The sequence below is a fragment of the Arthrobacter sp. SAFR-023 genome (assembly GCF_051965295.1).
Taxonomy (GTDB): Bacteria; Actinomycetota; Actinomycetes; order Actinomycetales; family Micrococcaceae; genus Arthrobacter.
Genome location: NZ_JBQCMF010000003.1, coordinates 211,323 through 231,019 on the forward strand (window position 1 = coordinate 211,323; position 19,697 = coordinate 231,019).

Annotated in this window: 16 protein-coding genes and 2 tRNA genes; 4 read left to right on the forward strand and 14 right to left on the reverse strand. The window is 65.6% G+C overall.

Annotation, left to right across the window (positions count from 1 at the left end):
• The first annotated feature begins 307 nt into the window (after positions 1-307).
• Complete coding sequence (locus ACTHQX_RS05200; protein WP_440155994.1) at positions 308-991, forward strand: vitamin K epoxide reductase family protein; 684 nt, start codon at positions 308-310, stop codon at positions 989-991.
• 104 nt (positions 992-1,095) lie between these two features.
• Here the strand turns inward: ACTHQX_RS05200 and ndk are convergent, their stop codons facing one another.
• The 4 genes from ndk to ileS form a co-directional block, all read right to left on the reverse strand.
• Complete coding sequence (gene ndk, locus ACTHQX_RS05205; RefSeq protein WP_003803412.1) at positions 1,096-1,515, reverse strand: nucleoside-diphosphate kinase; 420 nt, start codon at positions 1,513-1,515, stop codon at positions 1,096-1,098.
• A 79-nt stretch (positions 1,516-1,594) separates the two neighbouring features.
• Positions 1,595-2,053 carry a DUF4233 domain-containing protein gene (locus tag ACTHQX_RS05210; RefSeq protein ID WP_236803650.1) on the reverse strand — a complete coding sequence of 153 codons (459 nt, stop codon included), beginning with the start codon at positions 2,051-2,053 and terminating at the stop codon, positions 1,595-1,597.
• On the reverse strand, positions 2,053-3,426 hold the full coding sequence (locus tag ACTHQX_RS05215; RefSeq protein ID WP_440155992.1) for a bifunctional folylpolyglutamate synthase/dihydrofolate synthase: 1,374 nt from the start codon (positions 3,424-3,426) through the stop codon (positions 2,053-2,055). The genes ACTHQX_RS05210 and ACTHQX_RS05215 overlap by 1 nt, the downstream gene beginning before the upstream one ends.
• 2 nt (positions 3,427-3,428) lie before the next feature.
• Positions 3,429-6,746, reverse strand: coding sequence for an isoleucine--tRNA ligase (ileS, locus tag ACTHQX_RS05220; protein ID WP_440155991.1), 3,318 nt, complete (start codon positions 6,744-6,746; stop codon positions 3,429-3,431).
• Between the two features lie 327 nt (positions 6,747-7,073).
• On the opposite strand from ileS, the gene ACTHQX_RS05225 reads away from it, so the two are divergent.
• A complete protein-coding gene (locus tag ACTHQX_RS05225) occupies positions 7,074-8,186 on the forward strand; it encodes an endonuclease/exonuclease/phosphatase family protein (protein WP_440155989.1) in 1,113 nt (370 codons plus the stop codon).
• A gap of 10 nt (positions 8,187-8,196) precedes the next feature.
• On the opposite strand, the gene ACTHQX_RS05230 is transcribed toward ACTHQX_RS05225, so the two are convergent.
• Both ACTHQX_RS05230 and ACTHQX_RS05235 read right to left on the reverse strand, forming a co-directional pair.
• Positions 8,197-8,988 carry an SDR family oxidoreductase gene (locus tag ACTHQX_RS05230; RefSeq protein WP_440155987.1) on the reverse strand — a complete coding sequence of 264 codons (792 nt, stop codon included), beginning with the start codon at positions 8,986-8,988 and terminating at the stop codon, positions 8,197-8,199.
• Between the two features lie 60 nt (positions 8,989-9,048).
• Positions 9,049-9,423: a DUF488 domain-containing protein gene (locus tag ACTHQX_RS05235; protein WP_440155985.1), complete on the reverse strand. Its 375-nt coding sequence runs from the start codon at positions 9,421-9,423 to the stop codon at positions 9,049-9,051.
• An 83-nt stretch (positions 9,424-9,506) separates the two neighbouring features.
• On the opposite strand from ACTHQX_RS05235, the gene valS reads away from it, so the two are divergent.
• On the forward strand, positions 9,507-12,128 hold the full coding sequence (valS, locus tag ACTHQX_RS05240) for a valine--tRNA ligase (protein ID WP_440155984.1): 2,622 nt from the start codon (positions 9,507-9,509) through the stop codon (positions 12,126-12,128).
• Positions 12,129-12,485: 357 nt separating this feature from the next.
• Here the strand turns inward: valS and ACTHQX_RS05245 are convergent, their stop codons facing one another.
• The 6 genes from ACTHQX_RS05245 to ACTHQX_RS05270 all read right to left on the reverse strand — a co-directional run bounded on the left by ACTHQX_RS05245 (position 12,486) and on the right by ACTHQX_RS05270 (position 17,831).
• The gene (locus ACTHQX_RS05245; protein WP_440155982.1) at positions 12,486-13,100 is read right to left on the reverse strand and encodes a mycothiol-dependent nitroreductase Rv2466c family protein; all 615 of its coding nucleotides are present in this window, start codon (positions 13,098-13,100) and stop codon (positions 12,486-12,488) included.
• 128 nt (positions 13,101-13,228) lie between these two features.
• Positions 13,229-14,515, reverse strand: coding sequence for an ATP-dependent Clp protease ATP-binding subunit ClpX (gene clpX, locus ACTHQX_RS05250; protein WP_111905596.1), 1,287 nt, complete (start codon positions 14,513-14,515; stop codon positions 13,229-13,231).
• A gap of 213 nt (positions 14,516-14,728) precedes the next feature.
• A complete protein-coding gene (locus ACTHQX_RS05255; RefSeq protein WP_236803665.1) occupies positions 14,729-15,388 on the reverse strand; it encodes an ATP-dependent Clp protease proteolytic subunit in 660 nt (219 codons plus the stop codon).
• A 39-nt stretch (positions 15,389-15,427) separates the two neighbouring features.
• Entirely contained in the window at positions 15,428-16,042 is a 615-nt protein-coding gene (locus tag ACTHQX_RS05260; RefSeq protein WP_003803391.1) for an ATP-dependent Clp protease proteolytic subunit, read from the reverse strand.
• Between the two features lie 243 nt (positions 16,043-16,285).
• Positions 16,286-17,677, reverse strand: a complete 1,392-nt coding sequence (gene tig, locus ACTHQX_RS05265; protein ID WP_440155980.1) for a trigger factor — start codon at positions 17,675-17,677, stop codon at positions 16,286-16,288.
• A gap of 79 nt (positions 17,678-17,756) precedes the next feature.
• Positions 17,757-17,831, reverse strand: a tRNA-Pro gene (locus ACTHQX_RS05270).
• A 152-nt stretch (positions 17,832-17,983) separates the two neighbouring features.
• Between ACTHQX_RS05270 and ACTHQX_RS05275 the strand changes: the two genes are divergently transcribed.
• Positions 17,984-18,057 (forward strand) — tRNA-Gly (locus tag ACTHQX_RS05275).
• A 96-nt stretch (positions 18,058-18,153) separates the two neighbouring features.
• On the opposite strand, the gene ACTHQX_RS05280 is transcribed toward ACTHQX_RS05275, so the two are convergent.
• Positions 18,154-19,080 carry an Fpg/Nei family DNA glycosylase gene (locus tag ACTHQX_RS05280; RefSeq protein WP_440155979.1) on the reverse strand — a complete coding sequence of 309 codons (927 nt, stop codon included), beginning with the start codon at positions 19,078-19,080 and terminating at the stop codon, positions 18,154-18,156.
• Positions 19,080-19,574 (reverse strand): ribose-5-phosphate isomerase, encoded by a 495-nt coding sequence (locus tag ACTHQX_RS05285; RefSeq protein ID WP_236803671.1) that lies wholly within the window; start codon positions 19,572-19,574, stop codon positions 19,080-19,082. Before ACTHQX_RS05285 ends, ACTHQX_RS05280 begins: the two co-directional genes overlap by 1 nt.
• Positions 19,575-19,697: the final 123 nt, after the last annotated feature.

A 19,697-nucleotide genomic window follows, 5' to 3' on the forward strand; every position in this document is an offset into this window, starting at 1 on the left:
ATTGTTACTGGAACCCGTTGTTTCTGACAACCACAACCAGGTGCCGTCCAATGGAAGGTGGGAGGCTGGATCTTCTTTCCAAAGCCTGCACCACTGCTCATTGGCGGTCTTGGGAACAAGCCACCGGACTGGAGTTCGAATGTGGTTCGCGCTCCAGCCACGTTTATTCTCTCATATTGCCGTTCAAATACGCCGTAATTGTGTGACAAAGCCGGTCAAGGGCGAGATTGGCTACGAGCACAGCCCGCGTCAAGGTGGCGGCGATAGAATCTGGGCAGGAGCACCCGAGACAAAAGGACGCAATCCCATGCCACGCACTTCGCCTTCCACAGGCACGGACTACGAACAGGACCAGCGGGACGGTGCCCGGGCTGCTGCGGCTTCGGCCGGTGCCGCCGTGCCGGCCATGACGCGCGACCGCCCCTTCGGCTGGCTGCTGGTCATCACCGGCGTTGTGGGCTGGCTGGCATCCGGCATTCTGGTGCTGGAAAAGCTTGAGGTCCTCAAGGATCCCAACCATGCCACCGTGTGCGACGTGAACCCCTGGATTTCCTGCGGGCAGGTCATGCAGACGTGGCAGAGCTCGGTCTTCGGTTTCCCGAACATGTTCATCGGGATAGTCGCCTTCGCCATCACAACCACAGTCGGAATGGCACTGCTTGCCGGCGCCCGGTTTGCCCGCTGGTACTGGCTCGGGCTGCAGGCCGGCATCACCCTCGGCTTCATCTTCGTGGTGTGGCTGTGGTCGCAGGCGCTGTACTCCATCCACATCCTGTGCCCGTTCTGCATGGTGGTCTGGGCGGCGATGATCCCGCTCTTCGTCTGGGTGACCGTGCGGAACGTGGTCCACGGCGTGATTCCGGCGCCGGCAGGCCTGGCCCGCATCCTGGGCGACTCCGGCTGGATCATCACGGCGCTGCTCTACGTAGCCGTGATTGCGACCATCTTCTTTGCGTTCATCCAGGTGTTCGCCGGCACGTCGGGCTTCTAGCAGCACAGTCTTCCGAACGAAAAAGCGCGAACTGGCAGCTAACGCCCTCAAAACCAGCTTTTCGGGGCATTAGCTGCCAGTTCGCGCTTAACCTGCGGTGAAGCTTAGGCCTGGAACCAGATCTTGATTTCGCGCTCGGCCGAGTCCACCGAGTCGGAACCGTGGACCAGGTTCTGCTGGACCTTCAGGCCCCAGTCGCGGCCGAAGTCGCCGCGGATGGTGCCGGGGGCCGCCGTCGTCGGGTCCGTGGTGCCGGCCAGAGACCGGAAGCCCTCGATCACGCGGTGGCCTTCAAAGATCGCTGCAACCACGGGGCCGCTGAGCATGAACTCCACGAGCGGCTCGTAGAACGGCTTGCCCACGTGCTCCTCGTAGTGCTGCTCGAGCAGTTCGCGGCTGGCGTTGGTCTTCTTGAGTTCGGCCAGGGTGTAGCCCTTGGCTTCGATCCTTTTGAGGATTTCACCGGTCAGGTTGCGGGTGACGCCGTCCGGCTTGATCAGGACAAGGGTGCGCTCAATGCTCACAGTTGCTCCAATGGGGTTGGTTGTGGGTTTCGACGGTAAGTCTACGGGGTCCGGCCGGATCCTTTAGGTGCCGGATCCTTTAGGTGCCAGCGCCTTCAGTGCCGGCGGCCTCAGGGTGCGCGGCATCCCACTCAGCCTGCGCCTGGTCCCGCTGGGCGGACTCGCGGTCGATTCGGATGCCCGCCCGGATGCCGTACCACCAGGCGAGGGCGAACAGCGCGCCGACGAGGAACATCAGGGGTTCCGCGAAACCGCTCAGGATGAGCACCAGCTGCAGGATCCAGCCCAGCGCCACGCCCCACGGTTTGGACAGCACCGCGCAGGCCAGGATCAGCACCACGCTCAGTCCGATGCCCACCGAGAGGATCAGCGCCGGGGAGATCTCGGCGCGGCGCAGGCCGAACACCGCCAGCGTTGCGAAGAAGACCACGAAGGCCTCCAGCAGCAGCACCGTCGAGGCGAACATGACCTTGGTGGACCGCCGCTTCTTGGGCATGCCCGGGCGCCATTCACGCTGGGCCTTTGTCAGCCGGGCCATCAGCCGGCCGCCTTTCCAAGCAGGATGCGGGCGTCCGCCACCAGCGTGATGGAGCCGGTCACCAACACGCCGCCGGCGAGGTCGTCGTTGGCTTCGGCGCGTTCAACGGCCCACTCCAGTGCGTCGTCCAGCTTTTCGGCGATGTGCACGTTTTCCTCGCCAAAGCCGAGGTCGACGGCGAGCTCCGCCAGTTCCGCTGCAGGCACTGCCCGCGGGGAGTTGGACTGGGTGAAGCAGAATTCCTCCGCGAGGTCACCCAGGGATTCCTTGAGCTGGCGCAGGATCTCCTCGGCGTCCTTTTCCTTGAGCACGCCCACCACGACCACCAGCTTGCTGAAGCTGAAGGCCTCCTGGATCGCCTCGGCGGACGCCCGGATGCCATCCGGGTTGTGGGCAGCGTCCACGATGATGGTGGGGGCTGTCCGCACGACTTCCAGCCGGCCCGGGGACGACACGGTGCCGAAGGCTTCCTGCAGGACCTCCAGGGACAGCTCCTTCTCGCCGCCGCCAAGGAACGCCTCCAGCGCTGCCACTGCCACGGCGGCGTTCTCGGCCTGGTGGGCGCCGTGCAGCGGGACCATGAGGTCCGGATAGCGGCCGGCGAGGCCCTGGACGGTCACCACCTGTCCGCCGACGGCGACCTGCCGGGATTCGACGCCGAATTCCACTCCTTCGAAGCGGAACGGCACCTGCACCTCCTTGGCCTTCTCCAGCAGGACCTGTGCGGCATCCAGCGGCTGGGCCGCGCTGATAAGGAAGCCGCCGCGCTTGATGATGCCGGCTTTCTCGTAGGCGATGTCCTCGGTGGTGTCACCCAGCAGGTCTGTGTGGTCGAGGGAGATAGGTGTCACCACGGACACCTGGCCGTCGCCCACGTTGGTGGCGTCGGTGATGCCGCCGAGGCCCACCTCCATGATGGCCACGTTGACCGGCTGGTCGGCGAACACGGCGAAGGCGAGGATGGTGAGGCATTCGAAGTACGTCAGCCGGGGCTGGCCCTCGGCGGTGAGTTCGTCGTCGACGATCTGCAGGTACGGCCGGATCTCGTCCCAGATGCGCACGAACGTCTCGTCGGAGACGGGCTCACCGTCCAGGCTGATCCGCTCCGTGACCTTGGACAGGTGCGGGCTGGTGTAGCGCCCGGTGCTGAGGCCGTGGGCGCGCAGGCCGGCCTCGATCATCCGGGCCGTGGACGTTTTTCCGTTGGTCCCGGTGATGTGGATGATCGGGTAGGCCTTGTTCGGCTCCCCCAGCACATCCATGGCGCGGAACAGCGGGGCCAGCCGGGGCTCCATCTTGTTTTCCGGTGCACGGCCCAGCAGCTCGGCGTAGACGCTCTCCACGGAGAATTCGTCGGTCGGTTCAGAAGTCATGCTCAGGCCCCCACTTTTTCGACAGTGATGCGCGGTTCGGCAGAGTCGGCAGGCACGGCATCCAGCTCCAGCGTCAGCGTTTCGGTCTTCACCAGCTCGGCGTTCGCCAGCAGCGCGTCGATGACGTTCTGCGCGGCACTGACCGTGGTCCGGATCCGGTCGCTCACGTTCAGCGCGGCGTCCTTGCGGGCCTGCTGGATGGCACGGACCATGTCACGGGCCAGGCCTTCGGCCTCCAGCTCGGGGGTGACCTCGGTGTTCAGCACGACGAAGCCGCCGCCGGGGAGCACCGCGACGGAGGCCGAACCGCCGTCGGCCTCTGCCACCACCGTCTCCAGCGTGTATTCCTGCGGTTCCAGCTCAAGGCCGCCGGCGGTGACCACACCGGCGTCGGAGACCGACCAGTCGCCGGACTTGGAACCCTTGATGGCCAGCTGCACGTTCTTGCCGAGGCGCGGACCGGCGGCACGGGCGTTGACCACGAGCTTCTGCTCGATGCCGAACTCCTCCGGGGAGGCGCTGGCGGCGTCCAGCAGGCGGACCGAGCGCAGGTTCAGTTCGTCGGCGACGACGGCGGCAAAGCCTTCCAGCGCATCTGCACCGGGTGCCACGACTGTGAGTTCCTGCAGCGGCAGGCGCACGCGCAGGTTGGCGGCTTTCCGGAGGGAGGAGCCGGTGGAGCAGATCTGCTGCACGCGGTCCATCGCCTCCACCAGCGCGGCGTTGGACGGGAACAGCTCCGGGTCCGGCCAGTCGGCGAGGTGCACGGAGCGGCCGCCGGTGAGGCCGCGCCAGATCTCCTCGGAGACCAGCGGCAGCAGCGGGGCGGCCACGCGGCACACAGCTTCCAGGGCGGTGTACAGGGCGTCGAACGCGTCGGCGTTCTCGTCGAAGAAGCGCTGGCGGCTGCGGCGGACGTACCAGTTGGTGAGCATGTCCAGGTAGCTGCGGAGTTCGTCGCAGGCGCCGGAGATGTCGTACGTGTCCAGCTGGGCAGTCATGTTCCGGACGAGGTCACCGGTGTTGGCCAGCAGGTACTGGTCCAGCGTGTCGGTGTAGCCGTCGTACCGCAGTTGCGCGTCATAGCCAGAACCACCAGCAGCGGCGTTCGTGTACAGCGTGAAGAAGCTGTACACGTTCCACAGCGGCAGGATGACCTGGCGGACGCCGTCGCGGATGCCCTGTTCGGTGACCACGAGGTTGCCGCCGCGCAGGATGGGACTGGACATGAGGAACCAGCGCATGGCGTCGGAGCCGTCGCGGTCCAACACCTCGGAGACGTCCGGGTAGTTGCGCAGGCTCTTGGACATCTTCTGCCCGTCGGAACCCAACACGATGCCGTGGCTGATGACGTTCCGGAAGGCCGGGCGGTCAAACAGCGCGGTGGACAGGATGTGCAGCATGTAGAACCAGCCGCGGGTCTGTCCGATGTATTCCACGATGAAGTCGGCCGGGTTGTGGGTGTCGAACCAGGCCTCGTTTTGGAACGGGTAGTGCACCTGGCCGTAGGGCATGGAGCCGGAGTCGAACCAGACGTCCAGCACGTCCTCCACGCGGCGCATGACCGACTGGCCCTCTTCAGGGGTGCGGGGATCGTCCGGGTTGGGCCGGGTCAGTTCGTCGATGAACGGCCGGTGCAGGTCCACCTCGCCGTCCTTGTTCAGCGGCAGCCGGCCGAAGTCGGCCTCGATGTCCGCGAGCGACCCATACACGTCGGTGCGCGGGTATTCCGGGTCGCTGGACTGCCACACCGGAATGGGGCTGCCCCAGTAGCGGTTGCGGCTGATGGACCAGTCGCGGGCGTTGGCGAGCCACTTGCCGAACTGGCCGTCCTTGACGTTGCCGGGGATCCAGTTGATTTCCTGGTTCAGCTCGGACATCCGGTCGCGGAACTTGGTGACCTCCACGTACCAGGAGGAGACGGCGCGGTAGATCAGGGGGTTGCGGCAGCGCCAGCAGTGCGGGTAGCTGTGCTCGTAGCTGGCCTGGCGGACCAGGCGGCCCTGGGCGCGGAGCACCTGGGTGATGGGTTTGTTGGCGTCGAAGACCTGCAGGCCGACGATGTCGTGCAGGTCGCCGTGGGCGAACAGGTGCAGGAACTTGGCGCCCTCGTCCACGGAGAGGACTACGGGGATACCGGCTTCCTCGCAGACTTTCTGGTCGTCCTCACCGTAGGCCGGGGCCTGGTGGACGATGCCGGTGCCGTCGGTGGTGGTGACGTAGTCGGCCACGAGGAACACCCAGGCGTTCTGGGTGCCGTACTTTTCCGTGTCGGCGAAGTCATGCCAGAGAGGCTCGTAGCTGAGCCCTTCCAGCTCGGCGCCGGTGTGGGTGGACGTGACGGCGGCGGCCGCGGCAGCGGCGTCGTCGTACCCCAGGTCCTTGGCGTAGGTCCCCAGCAGGTCTTCAGCGAGCAGGAAGCTTCCGGTGACCGGCGCCTCGGCCGCGGCGGCCTTGATGCCGTTCGGCCCGGCGGGCAGCACTGCGTAGCTGATGGAGGGTCCGACGGCGAGCGCCAGGTTGGTGGGCAGCGTCCAGGGCGTGGTGGTCCAGGCGAGCGCCTGCACACCGGCCAGCTGCTTGGACAGTTCCGACTCCCCCGCCTTGACGGGGAAGGTCACCGTGACGGTCTGGTCCTGGCGGTTCTTGTAGACGTCGTCATCCATGCGCAGCTCATGGTTGGACAGCGGCGTCTCGTCCTTCCAGCAGTACGGCAGCACGCGGTAGCCGTTGTAGGTCAGCCCCTTCTCGTGCAGCTGCTTGAACGCCCAGAGCACGGACTCCATGTACTCGACATTGAGCGTCTTGTAGTCGTTGTCGAAGTCCACCCAGCGGGCCTGGCGGGTGACGTATGCCTGCCACTCGTTGGCGTACTTCATCACGGAGGCGCGGCAGGCGTCGTTGAACTTGTCGATGCCCATGGCCTCGATCTGGGTCTTGTCCGTCATGCCCAGCTGCTTCATGGCTTCCAGCTCGGCGGGCAGGCCGTGGGTGTCCCAGCCGAAGCGGCGCTCCACGCGCTTGCCGCGCTGGGTCTGGTAGCGGCCCACCAGGTCCTTGGCGTAGCCGGTCAGCAGGTGGCCGTAGTGCGGCAGGCCGTTGGCGAAGGGCGGGCCGTCGTAGAAGACGAATTCATTGCTGCCGGGGGTGCCGCCTGGAAGGTCGGCGCTGCGCTGGTCGATGCTGGCCTGGAAGGTGCCGTCCTCGTCCCAGTACTTGAGGATCCGCTCCTCGATCTCCGGGAACTTCACGGAGGCGGACACTCCTGCAGAGGAGCCCGGACCGGACGGGGCTGCTGAGGCCTTGGGGTAATACGTCATCTCGAACATCCTGGGTTGAGCTGGTGAACAAATTCAGGATGCGAGGACGGCGCACGCACAGTCCTGCGACTGCACCGGCACCGCGGTACCACCTCACTTACCGCTGCCAACTCCAAGGAGTTCGACGACGGCCGCTCATTGCTGCTGTGACGGGCTTACCCGTCCGGTTCTACTGGCCTGGTCCCCGCGATCGGTTGTGCGCACCGCGGGCCGGGTGTTCTTCCGGAAGCTCACCGGTGATGGCCGGGTCAAAGCTGCTGGCTCCAGTCTAACTGCTGAGGCCGGGGCGGCCACAACCATCCGGCGGCCGGAGCCTAGACTCGATCCATGACTGCTTCGGCCCGCCGCGCGCAAACCGTCTGGCTGGTGCTGGCACTGTGCGTCCTCCTGCCGGTCGCTTCGCTTTCGGTGTTCCGGGCCATCCCTGCCGAGTGGCCCACGCCGGTGGTCCAGCTGCTGTCCTTCACCCCGTGGCTGGTGATTCCTGCCGCCCTTGCGCTGGCCCTGGCGCTGCCGGGCCGGCGGCATCTGGTCACGGCCGCTGCCGTGCTGCTCCTGGGAGCCCAGCTTTTCTGGCTCTGGGCGCCGGATGCGGGCCGCGCGGATGAACGGGCAGCAGACGCAGGACAGGCGGGTGCAGGCCGGGCAGACTCCGGAGCCTCCGGTACCAGCAGCACCGTTCCGCTGACGGTGATGAGCATCAATTCCCGCTTCGGCAGGGCCAACGCCGCCGAAATCGTCCGGCTGGTCCGGGACAACGGGGTGGAACTTCTCGCCATTCAGGAGTACACCCAGGCGCTGGAGGACCGGCTGGCGACGGAAGGCCTGGGAAGCCTCCTGCCCAACAGGATCAGCAGTCCCACCGAGAACGGCTCGGGCAGCGCAACGTACTCACGGCACGCCATCCGAGCCACCGGGCTGATTCCTGACACCCCGTTCCAGATGCCGACTTTCCGGATGACAGTGCCCGTTGCTGGCGGTGCCGTTGCGGGTGCTGGCAAGACGGATGCTGCGCCAGCCACGCTTGAGGTCACGAACGTGCACACGCTCCCGCCTGTGGATGTCCGTGTGGGCCAGTGGCGCAGCGACCTGGAGTCACTGGGCCGGCTGGTGGCACGCAACGGGGCCGTGGGCCGGGGCAACCAACTGACGGGCAACCAGCTGCTGCTTGGCGACTTCAACGCCACCTACGACCACGCGGAGTTCCGCAGGCTGCTCGACGGCGGCCCGGGCGGCCGGAAGCTGGTGGACGTCGGCATGGCGTCGGGGGCGCGGTTCATGCCCACGTGGCCGATGGACGGCCAGCCGCTGCCCGGCATCACCATCGACCACCTGGTGACCAGCCCGCGCATTCCGGCGTCGGGCTACGCCGTGCGCCGCGTCCCCGGGACGGACCACGCAGCCGTATTGGCCACGCTGTACGTCCCGGTGAACGGATAGCGCAGCCTGCTCAGGCCTGCTTGCGGATCAGTTTGAAGGTAGAAGCCTGCGCCACCGGGCGGATGACGATCTGGTCAAGGTTAACGTGGTGTGGTGCGCTTACGGCGTAGCGCACCACGTCGGCCACGTCCTCGGCGGTCAGCGGCTTCTCCACGCCCTGGTAGACCTTCCCGGCCGCCTGTGCGTCACCAAGCCGGTTGAGGGCAAACTCCTCGGTCTGGACCAGGCCGGGGGCGACCTCGATGACACGCACGTTGTGATCGGCCTCTTCCAGCCGCAGCGCCCCGGTCAGGCCATGCTGGGCAAATTTGGCGGCGTTGTAGCCGCCCCCGCCCTCGTAGGCATCCAGCCCGGCCGTGGATGTCAGGTTCAGGACGGTGCCCTCGCCGTTCTCACGCAGCATTGGCAGGAAAGCGCGGGTGATCTTCATGGTGCCGAGGACGTTCACGCGGTACATCCACTCCCAGTCCTCGGTCACGGCCTGCCCTACACGGTCCGCTCCGCGGGCGCCGCCGGCGATGTTGACCAGCGTGTCGATCCCGCCAGCGGAGGTCACCTCTGCCAGCAGGCGGGCCACGTCCCCGTCCTCGGAAATGTCGCCAGCGAGGGCGACGGCGCCGGTCTCGGCTTCCAGCGCGGCCAGCCGTTCCTGGCGGCGGGCGACGGCGTACACGGTCCAGCCGTCTGCACGGAGCGCGCGGACGGTGGCCTCGCCAATGCCGGAGCTGGCGCCGGTAACGAGGGCTGCCTTCCTGGGGGACTTGTTGGTGGACACGTCAGAGCTTGCGGAAACCTCAGTCATGGCACCACCCTAGCGCCAACCACAGGGTGGGCCAGCCCAATGTTTACTTCCACGAACCGCCTACTTTCCTGACCCCCGGGCTGCCAGGAACTCCAGCAGGACCCTGGCATGGTTCACCTCCGGATCCCGGGCCGCGTACAGCAGCGTCACCTTCCGGTGCTTGGCCGCCAGGTCCCGGAGCTGGTCCACCGCGGGATTGCCCGCCAACTCGTCCTCATACTGGGCACGGAAGTCCTCGAACCGCTCCTGCATGTGGGCGAATTCCTGCCGCAGCGGAGGCGACGGTGCCACTTGCTTGAGCCACAGCTCCAGCTGGGCCCTTTCCTTACTGACCCCGCGCGGCCAGAGCCTGTCCACCAGAACCCGGCAGCCGTCGTCGTCCGCGGGTTCTTCATAGATGCGTTTGATCGCAAAGGAAGCGTCTGCTGTGCCCATAGGCCGCATGCTACTCCCGGCGTCCGGCAGCAGGCACGCACCTCCCGGCAGGAAACAAATGCCCGGCATGAAACAATTGGCCCATGGCTGAATCAACGCAGGGTACAGACACGCCCGCCACCGCCCCCATCAACGTTCCCGACAAGCCGGCCCTCGAGGGCCTGGAGGCTGCCCTTACGCAGCGCTGGCTCGAGGAAGGAACCTACCGGTTCGACCCCGACACCACCCGGGAGCAGGTCTACTCGATCGACACTCCCCCGCCCACCGCTTCCGGTTCCCTCCACGTGGGCCACATGTTCTCGTTCACGCAGACCGACGTTCAGGCCCGCTACATGCGCATGACCGGCAAGAACGTCTTCTACCCGATGGGGTGGGACGACAACGGCCTGCCCACCGAGCGCCGCGTCCAGAACTACTACGGCGTCCGCTGCGATCCCGCCATTCCGTACAACCCGGACTACCAGCCGCCGGCACAGCCGGCGAAGAACCAGCGGGACTTCGACGTCGTCTCCCGCCAGAACTTCATCGAACTCTGCGAGGAACTCGCGGTCGAGGACGAGAAGGTCTTCGAAAACCTGTTCCAGACCCTTGGCCTGTCCGTCGACTGGAACCTCACCTACCGCACCATCGACGACACGTCCCGCGCTGTATCCCAGCGAGCCTTCCTCGCGAACCTGTCTGCCGGCGACGCCTACATGGCCGAGGCCCCCACGCTCTGGGACGTCACCTTCCGTACCGCCGTGGCCCAGGCCGAACTCGAGGACCGCGAGGTGCCGGGCGCGTACTACCGATACCCGTTCTTCACCGCCGACGGCGAGAAGATCTTCATCGAGACCACCCGCCCCGAACTGCTCGCGGCCTGCGCCGCCCTGGTGGCAAACCCCGACGACGAGCGGTACCAGCCGCTGTTCGGCAAGACCGTGAAGTCCCCGCTGTTCGACGTCGAATTGGAGGTGAAGGCCCACCCGCTGGCCAAGGCGGACAAGGGCTCGGGCATCGCGATGGTCTGCACCTTCGGCGACCTGACCGACGTGACCTGGTGGCGCGAACTCCAGCTTCCCACCCGTGCGATCGTGGGCCGCGACGGCCGCATCCTCGCCGAGACCCCGGAGTGGATCACCACGGATGCCGGCCGCGAGGCCTACGCAGCGATCGCCGGCAAGACGGTCTTCTCGGCCAAGGAGGCCGTAGTGGAGCTGCTCACCGCCGCGGACCTGCTCGACGGCGAACCCAAGAAGATCACCCATCCGGTGAACTTCTTCGAAAAGGGTGACAAGCCCCTCGAGGTGGTTACGTCCCGGCAGTGGTACATCCGCAACGGCGGCCGCGACGAGGACCGCCGTGAACGCCTGATCGGCCGCGGCAAGGACATCGACTTCCACCCGTCCTTCATGCGCTCCCGCTACGAGAACTGGATTGCCGGCCTCAACGGGGACTGGCTGGTCTCCCGCCAGCGCTTCTTCGGCGTGCCGATCCCGGTCTGGTACCCGCTGGACGCCCAGGGCAACCCTGACTACGACAGCCCTGTCATCCCCTCGGACGAGTCACTGCCGGTGGACCCTGCGGCTGACGCCGCGCCCGGCTACGACGAATCGCAGCGCGACCAGCCCAACGGCTTCACCGGTGACGCTGACGTGCTGGACACCTGGGCCACCTCGTCCCTGACCCCGCAGATCGTGGGCGGCTGGAGCCGGGACGAGGACCTGTTCGCGAAGGTGTTCCCGTTCGATCTGCGCCCCCAGGGACACGACATCATCCGCACCTGGCTGTTCTCCTCCGTCGTCCGTGCGGACGCCCTGCAGGACGTCGCGCCCTGGAAGCACGCGGCCATCTCCGGCTGGATCCTGGATCCGGACCGCAAGAAGATGTCCAAGTCCAAGGGCAACGTGGTGGTGCCGACGGACGTCCTGAACGAGTACGGCTCGGACGCTGTCCGCTACTGGGCTGCCTCCGCACGCCTGGGCGCGGACACCGCCTACGAGATCGCGCAGATGAAGATCGGCCGGCGCCTGGCCATCAAGCTGCTGAACGCCTCGAAGTTCGTCCTGAACCTGGGTGCCACGGAGAATTCGGTGGTATCCACCGATCTGTCTGTCCTGACGAATCCCCTGGACCGTGCCCTGCTGGCCCAGCTCTCCGACGTCGTGGCCCAGGCCACGAAGGCGTTCGACAACTACGACTACGCCCGGGCGCTGCAGATCAGCGAATCGTTCTTCTGGCAGTTCACTGACGACTACGTCGAGCTGATCAAGGACCGTGCCTACGGGGCCGCGGGCGAGACCGAGCAGGCTTCGGTACTCGCTGCCCTGGCCACCACGCTGGATTCGCTGCTGCGGCTGTTCGCACCGTTCCTGCCCTTCGCCACCGAAGAGGTCTGGGGTTGGTGGCGGGCCGGGTCCGTGCACCGCGCCGCGTGGCCGGCGCCGCTGGAGATCACCGACGGCGACACCGGCATGCTCGGCACCGTGGGCATTGCGCTCAGCGGCATCCGGAAGGCCAAGTCCGAGGCCAAGGTCAAGCAGCGCACCGAGGTCCTGTCGGCGACGATCACGGCGACGGAGTCCCTCGTGGCCCAGCTTCAGGCAGGCCTCGGGGACCTCAAGGCAGCGGCCAACGCGCAGGAGATCACCCTCAACACCGGCGAGGGCGAGCTTACCGTGAGCGATGTTGAACTGGCCCCGGCCGAGGAGCCGGCGCAGGCCTGATACTACGTGAGCCCGGAACGTTCCGGGCTCACCGGCCTATTTTTGGGCACCGCCCTATTTCGGGCAAAGGGGAAGCCCCATCAGCGTTTTGCCGTTGGTGGGGCTTCGACTTTTCGGCTGTCTGGTGACATCTTTGACAGTCTGGCAAGATCCTTAGAATTTCAGGTCTTCCTACCTTGTCACCGGTAGCCTGCTTCTAACTTTGCCGAAGGCTGCGTTGGAAGCATGTCACTGAATCTTTGGTTCCTGCGTCTCACTTCTTTCGAAGTGGGTAAGAACCATCTTTGTCCTCCTCTTGCGGATGCGCAAGAGCCCCGGCGGAACTACTCTCATGTAGTTCAGCCGGGGCTCAAACGGTCAGTCGAAGGCAGGGCTTTCAGTCCGGCTGCGCTTGATCTCAAAGAAGTGCGGGTACGACGCCAGCGTGACCGACGCATCCCAGATCTTCCCGGCTTCCTCCCCGCGCGGAATGCGGGTGAGGACGGGCCCGAAGAACGCGGTGCCGTTAAAGGCGACCACGGGGGTTCCGACGTCCTGGCCCACCAGGGAGATGCCCTTTTCATGGCTCTCGCGCAGCTGCGGATTGTACTCGTCCGAGCCGGCGGCTGCTGCCAGCCCGGCGGGGAGGCCGCAGTCGGCCAGTGCCTTGCTGATGACGATCGAGAAGTCCTTCTGCCCGCCGTCGTGGATCTGTGAACCCATGGCGTCGTACAGCGGCTTGACCACGTGGTCGCCGTGCTGTTCCTGTGCGGCGATGATGACCCTGACCGGCCCCCAGGCCTTGTCCATGGCCTCGCGGTACTTGGGATCGAGGTCGCGGCCTTCGTTCAGCACGGACAGGCTCATGACGTGCCACTCCGTCTGGATGTCGCGGACGCCTTCCACCTCGCCGATCCAGCGGGACGTGATCCAGGCGAACGGGCAGAGGGGGTCGAACCAGAAGTCAGCCTTATTGGGGGCGGTTTCAGACACAGCAAATCTCCTCAGGGAAGTCTTCGGGGTGTGGCGTGTGGCGCGCCGCAGAGCCATACTCGCAGGGCGCGCTTAAGGGACAGCGATGGATCGGGCCGTTTTATTCCGGCCCGGCGGATGGAAGCCGGCTAGGCGGACTTGTTCCGCCGCTTGGCCACGACGTCGTGCGTGATCATGGTGGGCTGGGCCTTCTTGCCCACCACGTCAGCGGTGATGACCACGCTGGCGATGTCGTCCCTGCTGGGCAGATCGAACATGACCGGGAGAAGGACTTCCTCCATGATGGCGCGCAGCCCGCGGGCTCCGGTTCCCCGTTCCAGGGCCTGGTCGGCGATCAGGTCCAGGGCATCGTCGTCGAACACCAGCTCCACGCCGTCCAGCTGGAACATCTTCTGGTACTGCTTGACCAGGGCGTTCTTGGGCGTGGACAGGATCTGGATCAGGGCGGGGCGGTCAAGGTTGGAGACAGTGGTGATGACCGGCAGGCGGCCGATGAACTCCGGAATAAGCCCGAACTTCAGCAGGTCTTCCGGCATCACTTCGCCATAGGAGTCGGTGTTCTTGACCTCGTTCAGCGGGGCTCCGAAGCCGATGCCCTTGCGGCCGGAACGGGAACCGATGATGTCCTCCAAGCCGGCGAAGGCGCCGGCAACGATGAAGAGGACGTTCGTGGTGTCGATCTGGATGAATTCCTGGTGCGGGTGCTTGCGGCCGCCCTGCGGCGGAACGGAGGCAACCGTTCCTTCGAGGATCTTCAGCAGGGCCTGCTGCACGCCCTCGCCCGAGACATCGCGGGTGATCGAGGGGTTTTCGCTCTTGCGCGAGATTTTGTCGATCTCGTCGATGTAGATGATGCCCTGTTCGGCCTTCTTGACGTCATAGTCGGCGGCCTGGATGAGCTTGAGGAGGATGTTCTCCACGTCTTCGCCCACGTACCCGGCTTCGGTCAGGGCCGTGGCGTCGGCGACGGCGAAGGGGACGTTCAGCCGGCGCGCCAGGGTCTGCGCCAGGTAGGTTTTGCCGCAGCCGGTGGGGCCAATGAGGAGAATGTTGGACTTCGCGATTTCAACGTCATCGTGGTGGACGCCGTCGGCCAGCGTGCCACTCTTGGGAGCGTGGCCGGCCTGGATCCGCTTGTAGTGGTTGTAGACCGCGACGGCGAGGGAACGCTTGGCCGGTTCCTGGCCAATGACGTATTCCTGCAGGAAGTCGAAGATTTCGCGGGGCTTGGGCAGTTCGAAACTGCCCAGATCGGCGACCTCTGCGAGTTCTTCCTCGATGATCTCGTTACAGAGCTCGATGCACTCGTCGCAGATGTAGACGCCAGGCCCGGCAATGAGCTTGCGCACCTGCTTCTGGCTCTTGCCGCAGAAAGAGCACTTGAGCAGATCCGCGCTCTCGCCAATCCGAGCCATATGTGAACCCCTTAGTATCTTGCCGCAAGGGCAGCTTTGCACCGGTTGAATCTAACCATGGCCGGGATCCGGCAATGATTTACATCCACTCTAGGTCACATTCGGCCCGAGGGGTGGAAACCGGGCGCCGGTGCGGTTCAAAAATCTAAACCGCACCGGCGTCCGTTACTGCTGTTTACGCGTGTGTCCGCATTTAGCGGGCAAGCGCCTGTTTTACCGGGCGAGTGCCTGCGGCTTGATCTTGCGGGAATCAAGGACCTGGTCGATCAGTCCGTAATCCTGAGCCTCGGCCGCGGTGAGGATCTTGTCGCGCTCGATGTCATTGTTGACCTGTTCCGGCGTCCGGCCGGAGTGCTTGGCCAGGGTCTCCTCCAGCCAGGTCCGCATGCGCATGACTTCGGCCGCCTGGATCTCCAGGTCGGATGCCTGTCCGCCCTGGCCGCCGGACAGCGCCGGCTGGTGGATCAGGACGCGGGCGTTGGGCAGTGCCAGGCGCTTGCCCGGCGTTCCCGCTGCCAGCAGCACGGCCGCTGCACTTGCGGCCTGGCCCAGGCACACGGTCTGGATCTCAGGGCGGATGTACTGCATGGTGTCGTAGATCGCGGTCATGGCCGTGAAGGAGCCGCCCGGCGAGTTGATGTACAGGGTAATGTCGCGGTCCGGGTCCGTGGACTCGAGCACCAGCAGCTGCGCCATGATGTCATCGGCAGAGGCGTCATCCACCTGCACTCCAAGGAAGATGATCCGGTCCTCGAAGAGCTTGGTGTAGGGATCCTGGCGCTTGAAGCCATACGGCGTGCGCTCCTCGAACTGCGGCAGGACGTAGCGGCTTGTCGGCAGGTTACCGGCAGACGATCCGAAATTGTAGTTCATGTTCATTGCTCCTGGATTCAGTTCTGTCTTGGTGCCGGTTTAGCTCTGGCCGTTGGATGACGCGTTCTGGGTTCCGCCGCCGCCCGCGACCGATCCTGCGTGTGCCGAGATCTTGTCGAAGAAGCCGTATTCCAGCGCCTCGGTGGCCGTGAACCACTTGTCGCGGTCGTTGTCCTTGAGGATGGTTTCCACGGTCTGTCCGGTCTGGTCCGCCGTGAGCTCAGCCATGACCTTCTTCATGTGGAGGATCAGCTCGGCCTGGATCTTGATGTCCGAAGCCGTGCCGCCGATGCCGCCGGAGGGCTGGTGCATCAGGATGCGGGCGTTCGGGGTGGCGTAGCGCTTGCCCTTGGTGCCGGAGGACAGCAGGAACTGTCCCATGGAGGCCGCCAGGCCGGTGGCGACGGTAACGACATCGTTGGGGATGAACTGCATGGTGTCGTAGATGGCCATGCCGGCGGTCACCGAGCCGCCGGGCGAGTTGATGTAGAGGTAGATGTCCTTGTTGGGATCCTCGGCGGAAAGCAGCAGCAGCTGTGAGCAGATGGCGTTCGCGTTCTCGTCGCGGACCTCGGAGCCAAGCCAGATGATGCGCTCTTTCAGCAGGCGGTTGTAGATGTAGTTGTCCTGGGCTGCAGGATCGACGGTTGCCATGCGGGGGGCCGCTGCTTGCTGTGACATTTGTACTTACCTCTCGCTGGTGACGGTGACATCACTGAACGACATCACTGAACTTCACTACTTGGACACTAACCGCTTTCGGAGCGGATTTGTTCGTCGGAATCGCGCTGTTCGCTGACGGCGCACGATTGCCAGCGGGAGCTGTACACCGGCCGTTAACGCGCCAGCCCCCGGATCCGAGGACCCGGGGGCTGACGCCGCTGATGCGTGGTGCTGCTAGAACTTCACGGCCGCGGGATCGTCGTTCGCGACGGTCTCGCCGGCTGCCTCTTCAGCTTCGGTTTCTGCTTCGGCTTCGACGGCCGGAGCCTCTTCGCCGCCGGGGCGGACGAAGTCGCTCAGGTCAACCTTGTTGCCCTCGGAGTCGGTGACCTCGGCCTGGCCCAGGACGACGGCCAGTGCCTTGCGGCGGCGGACCTCGGAGACCATCATGGGAACCTGGCCGCTCTGGTCGATGATCTGGGCGAACTGGTTCGGGTCCATGCCGTACTGGCTGGCGGTGGTGACGATGTAGTCGATCAGCTCGTTCTGGCTGACGCCCACTTCTTCCTTCTCGGCGATGGCGTCGAGGATGATCTCGTTCTGGAAGGCGCGCTCGGTGTTGGCCTTGACCTCGGCGCGGTGCTCTTCGGTGTCGTGCTCGCCTTCACCGTGGGAGTTCTCGGCCTTGAAGTGCTGCTCGAGCTGCTCTTCGACGACGGACTCCGGAACGGGAACCTCAACCAGCTCAACGAGCTTGTCCAGGACCTTGTCGCGTGCCTCGACGCCCTGCTCGACGACCTTGGAGTCGGCGGCCTGCTTGGCGAGGTCCTCGCGCAGTTCGGCCAGCGTGTCGAATTCGGACGCCAGTTGGGCGAAGTCGTCGTTCGCCTCGGGCAGTTCGCGCTCCTTGACGGACTTGACGACAACCTTGACCTGCGCGGCTTCGCCGGCGTGGTCGCCGCCCACCAGGGTGGTGTCGAAGATGGCGTCCTCGTCAGCGCTCAGGCCGGTGACGGCCTCGTCCATGCCCTCGAGCATGGTGCCGGCGCCAACCTGGTAGGACAGCCCTGAAGCGGAGTCCACCTCGGCGCCGTCGATGCTCGCCGTGATGTCGATGCTCAGGAAGTCGCCGTCAGCTGCCGGGCGGTCCACGGACTTGAGCGTGCCGAAGCGGCCGCGCAGTTCGTCCAGGGCCTTGTCGACGTCTGCGTCGGAGGACTCTGCCGCGGCAACCTCAACCTTGATGCCGGCGTAGTCGGGCAGTTCGATCTCGGGGCGGACGTCAACCTCCGCCTGGAACTTCAGCTCACCATCGGTGGCGGAAGGATCCGGAACCTCGGTGATCTCAACCTCGGGACGGCTCAGGGGGTGGATGCCGGACTCCTGGACTGCAGCCTGGTACCAGCCGTTGAGGCCTTCGTTGATGGCGGTCTCCAGGACGTAGCCGCGGCCGACGCGCTGGTCGATCAGCTTGGCGGGAACCTTGCCCTTACGGAAGCCAGGGACCTGGATCTGCGAAGCAACAGTCTTGTATGCCTCGTCGATGCTGGGCTTCAATTCCTCAAAGGGGACCTCAACATTGAGCTTGACCCGCGTGGGGGTGAGGTTCTCGACAGCGCTCTTCACGGTCTAAGTACTCCTGGTTTTGTTGGATGGGTTCTGCAAACGCGTTGTTGTGACCAGGCCTGGGGCCCGGGCCGCAGAGTCGGGGTGACAGGATTTGAACCTGCGACTTCCTGCTCCCAAAGCAGGTGCTCTAGCCAAGCTGAGCTACACCCCGTAATGCACAGGACAGTCTACGTTCATCCCCGCCGTGATTGCACATTTGACAGTTGGGACATGAATTAGGTTTAGTTATATCCGGCTTGAACAGCCGCCGAAGAAAAGCCCAAGGCCCGCGCCCCCAAAAGCCGGCGCCGCAACGCTTTCCTCGGGGACGTAGCTTAATGGTAAAGCCTCAGTCTTCCAAACTGATTACGCGGGTTCGATTCCCGTCGTCCCCTCCACATCAAGAGAGGCCCCTCGTTGAGGGGCCTCTCTTGCGTTAAGCCCACTGGCATCCCAGCGACCCTGGGCAGCGACTCAGGCCCGGGCCGATCAGCTCATACGGGCTGCTGGCAGGAGGGGCACCAGTACAGTTTGCGGGCGGCGTGTTCGGCCAGGGCAACCGGAGTGCCGCAGACCCGGCAGGGCTGGCCGTGGCGGCGGTAGACGAAGTGCGCCTCCTCCCCCGGCGGAAGCTGGCCGCTCCGGGTCCAGAATCCGGCGGTGGTGGTGATGATCCGACCGTCGCGGACGCCGTCGGCCATCACCGCGGCGGTGTCATCCCAGAGGAGGCCGGCGGCGTCCGCGGTGAGCGCACGGCCGGGAAGCAGGGGGTCGATCCTGCCGCGGAACAGCACTTCGGCCCGGTAGACATTCCCGACGCCGGCAATCACCTTCTGGTCCATCAGCAGCGTGGCGAGCGGCGTCCGCTTTGCCAGGACGCGCCGGATGAAGTCGTCCCTGCTGCCGCCAGTGTTGTGGAGCGGATCGGGACCCAGCCTGTCCAGCACGGCTGCCGCCTCGGCGTCGGTGATGGCCGCGCACGTGGTGGCACCGCGCAGGTCGGCCCAGCCGTGGTCACTCACCAGCCGGACCCGCACCGCTCCCACCGGCGCCGGCGGCCCGGCGTACTCGACGGGCGCAGCATCGTTACCGGGCCCGTCGGTTGATGACCCAGTGCCATCGGCCACTTCCCGTTCCCCCACCCGGCGGGGCGCGCCGATGCTGGAGGCCCCGCGGAACTGGCTGTCCCCGCCGAAATCCCAGGCCCCGTAGAGGCCGAGGTGGACGTGCAGCACCAGTGCGTGCTCGAAGTGCAGGAACAGGTGCTTTCCATGGGCGGACGCGTGCACCATGGTGTGTCCGTCCAGCAGTGCGGCGCCGGCGGCGAAGCGGCCCTGGGGGCTGCTGACAGCCAGCGGCTCGCCGGCGAACACGTCACCGAACTGGCGGGCCAGCCGGTGTATGGAGTGGCCTTCCGGCACTATTCGACGATCTCGCCGGTGGTTTCGTAGGTGGCGATCTTGCCGATGCGGCGGACGTGCCGCTCGTCGTTGCTAAAGGGCTCCTGCAGGAAGGCCTCGATCAGGGACGTGGCCTCCTCGACACTGTGCTGGCGCCCGCCGACGGCCACGACATTGGCATCGTTGTGCTCGCGGGCCAGCGTGGCGGTGGAGTGGTTCCAGGCCAGGGCGGCGCGGACGCCCTTGACCTTGTTGGCCGCGATCTGCTCGCCGTTGCCGGATCCGCCCAGCACGATGCCCAGCGCGTGGATTCCTGCTTCCTGGTCCGCCACCACTGCGAGCGCCGCGTTGATGCAGAACGACGGGTAGTCGTCCAGGGCGTCGTATTCCTTGGGCCCGTGATCCACCACGTCGTAGCCGTTCGAGGTCAGGTGCTTGACCAGATGGGCGCTCAGCTCCATGCCGGCGTGGTCGGTGGCGATGTGGACCCGCGGAAATGCAGGGTTTGTTGTCACGGTAGCTTCCGTTCAGTCATGAGCACCGGGGCGCGGCCGGGCTGGTACAGGTCAAATCAACAGATCCAAGAGTACTCGCTGCGCTTCCCCCGGGCGGGGTCCGCCCGGGCGGTGACGCGGCAG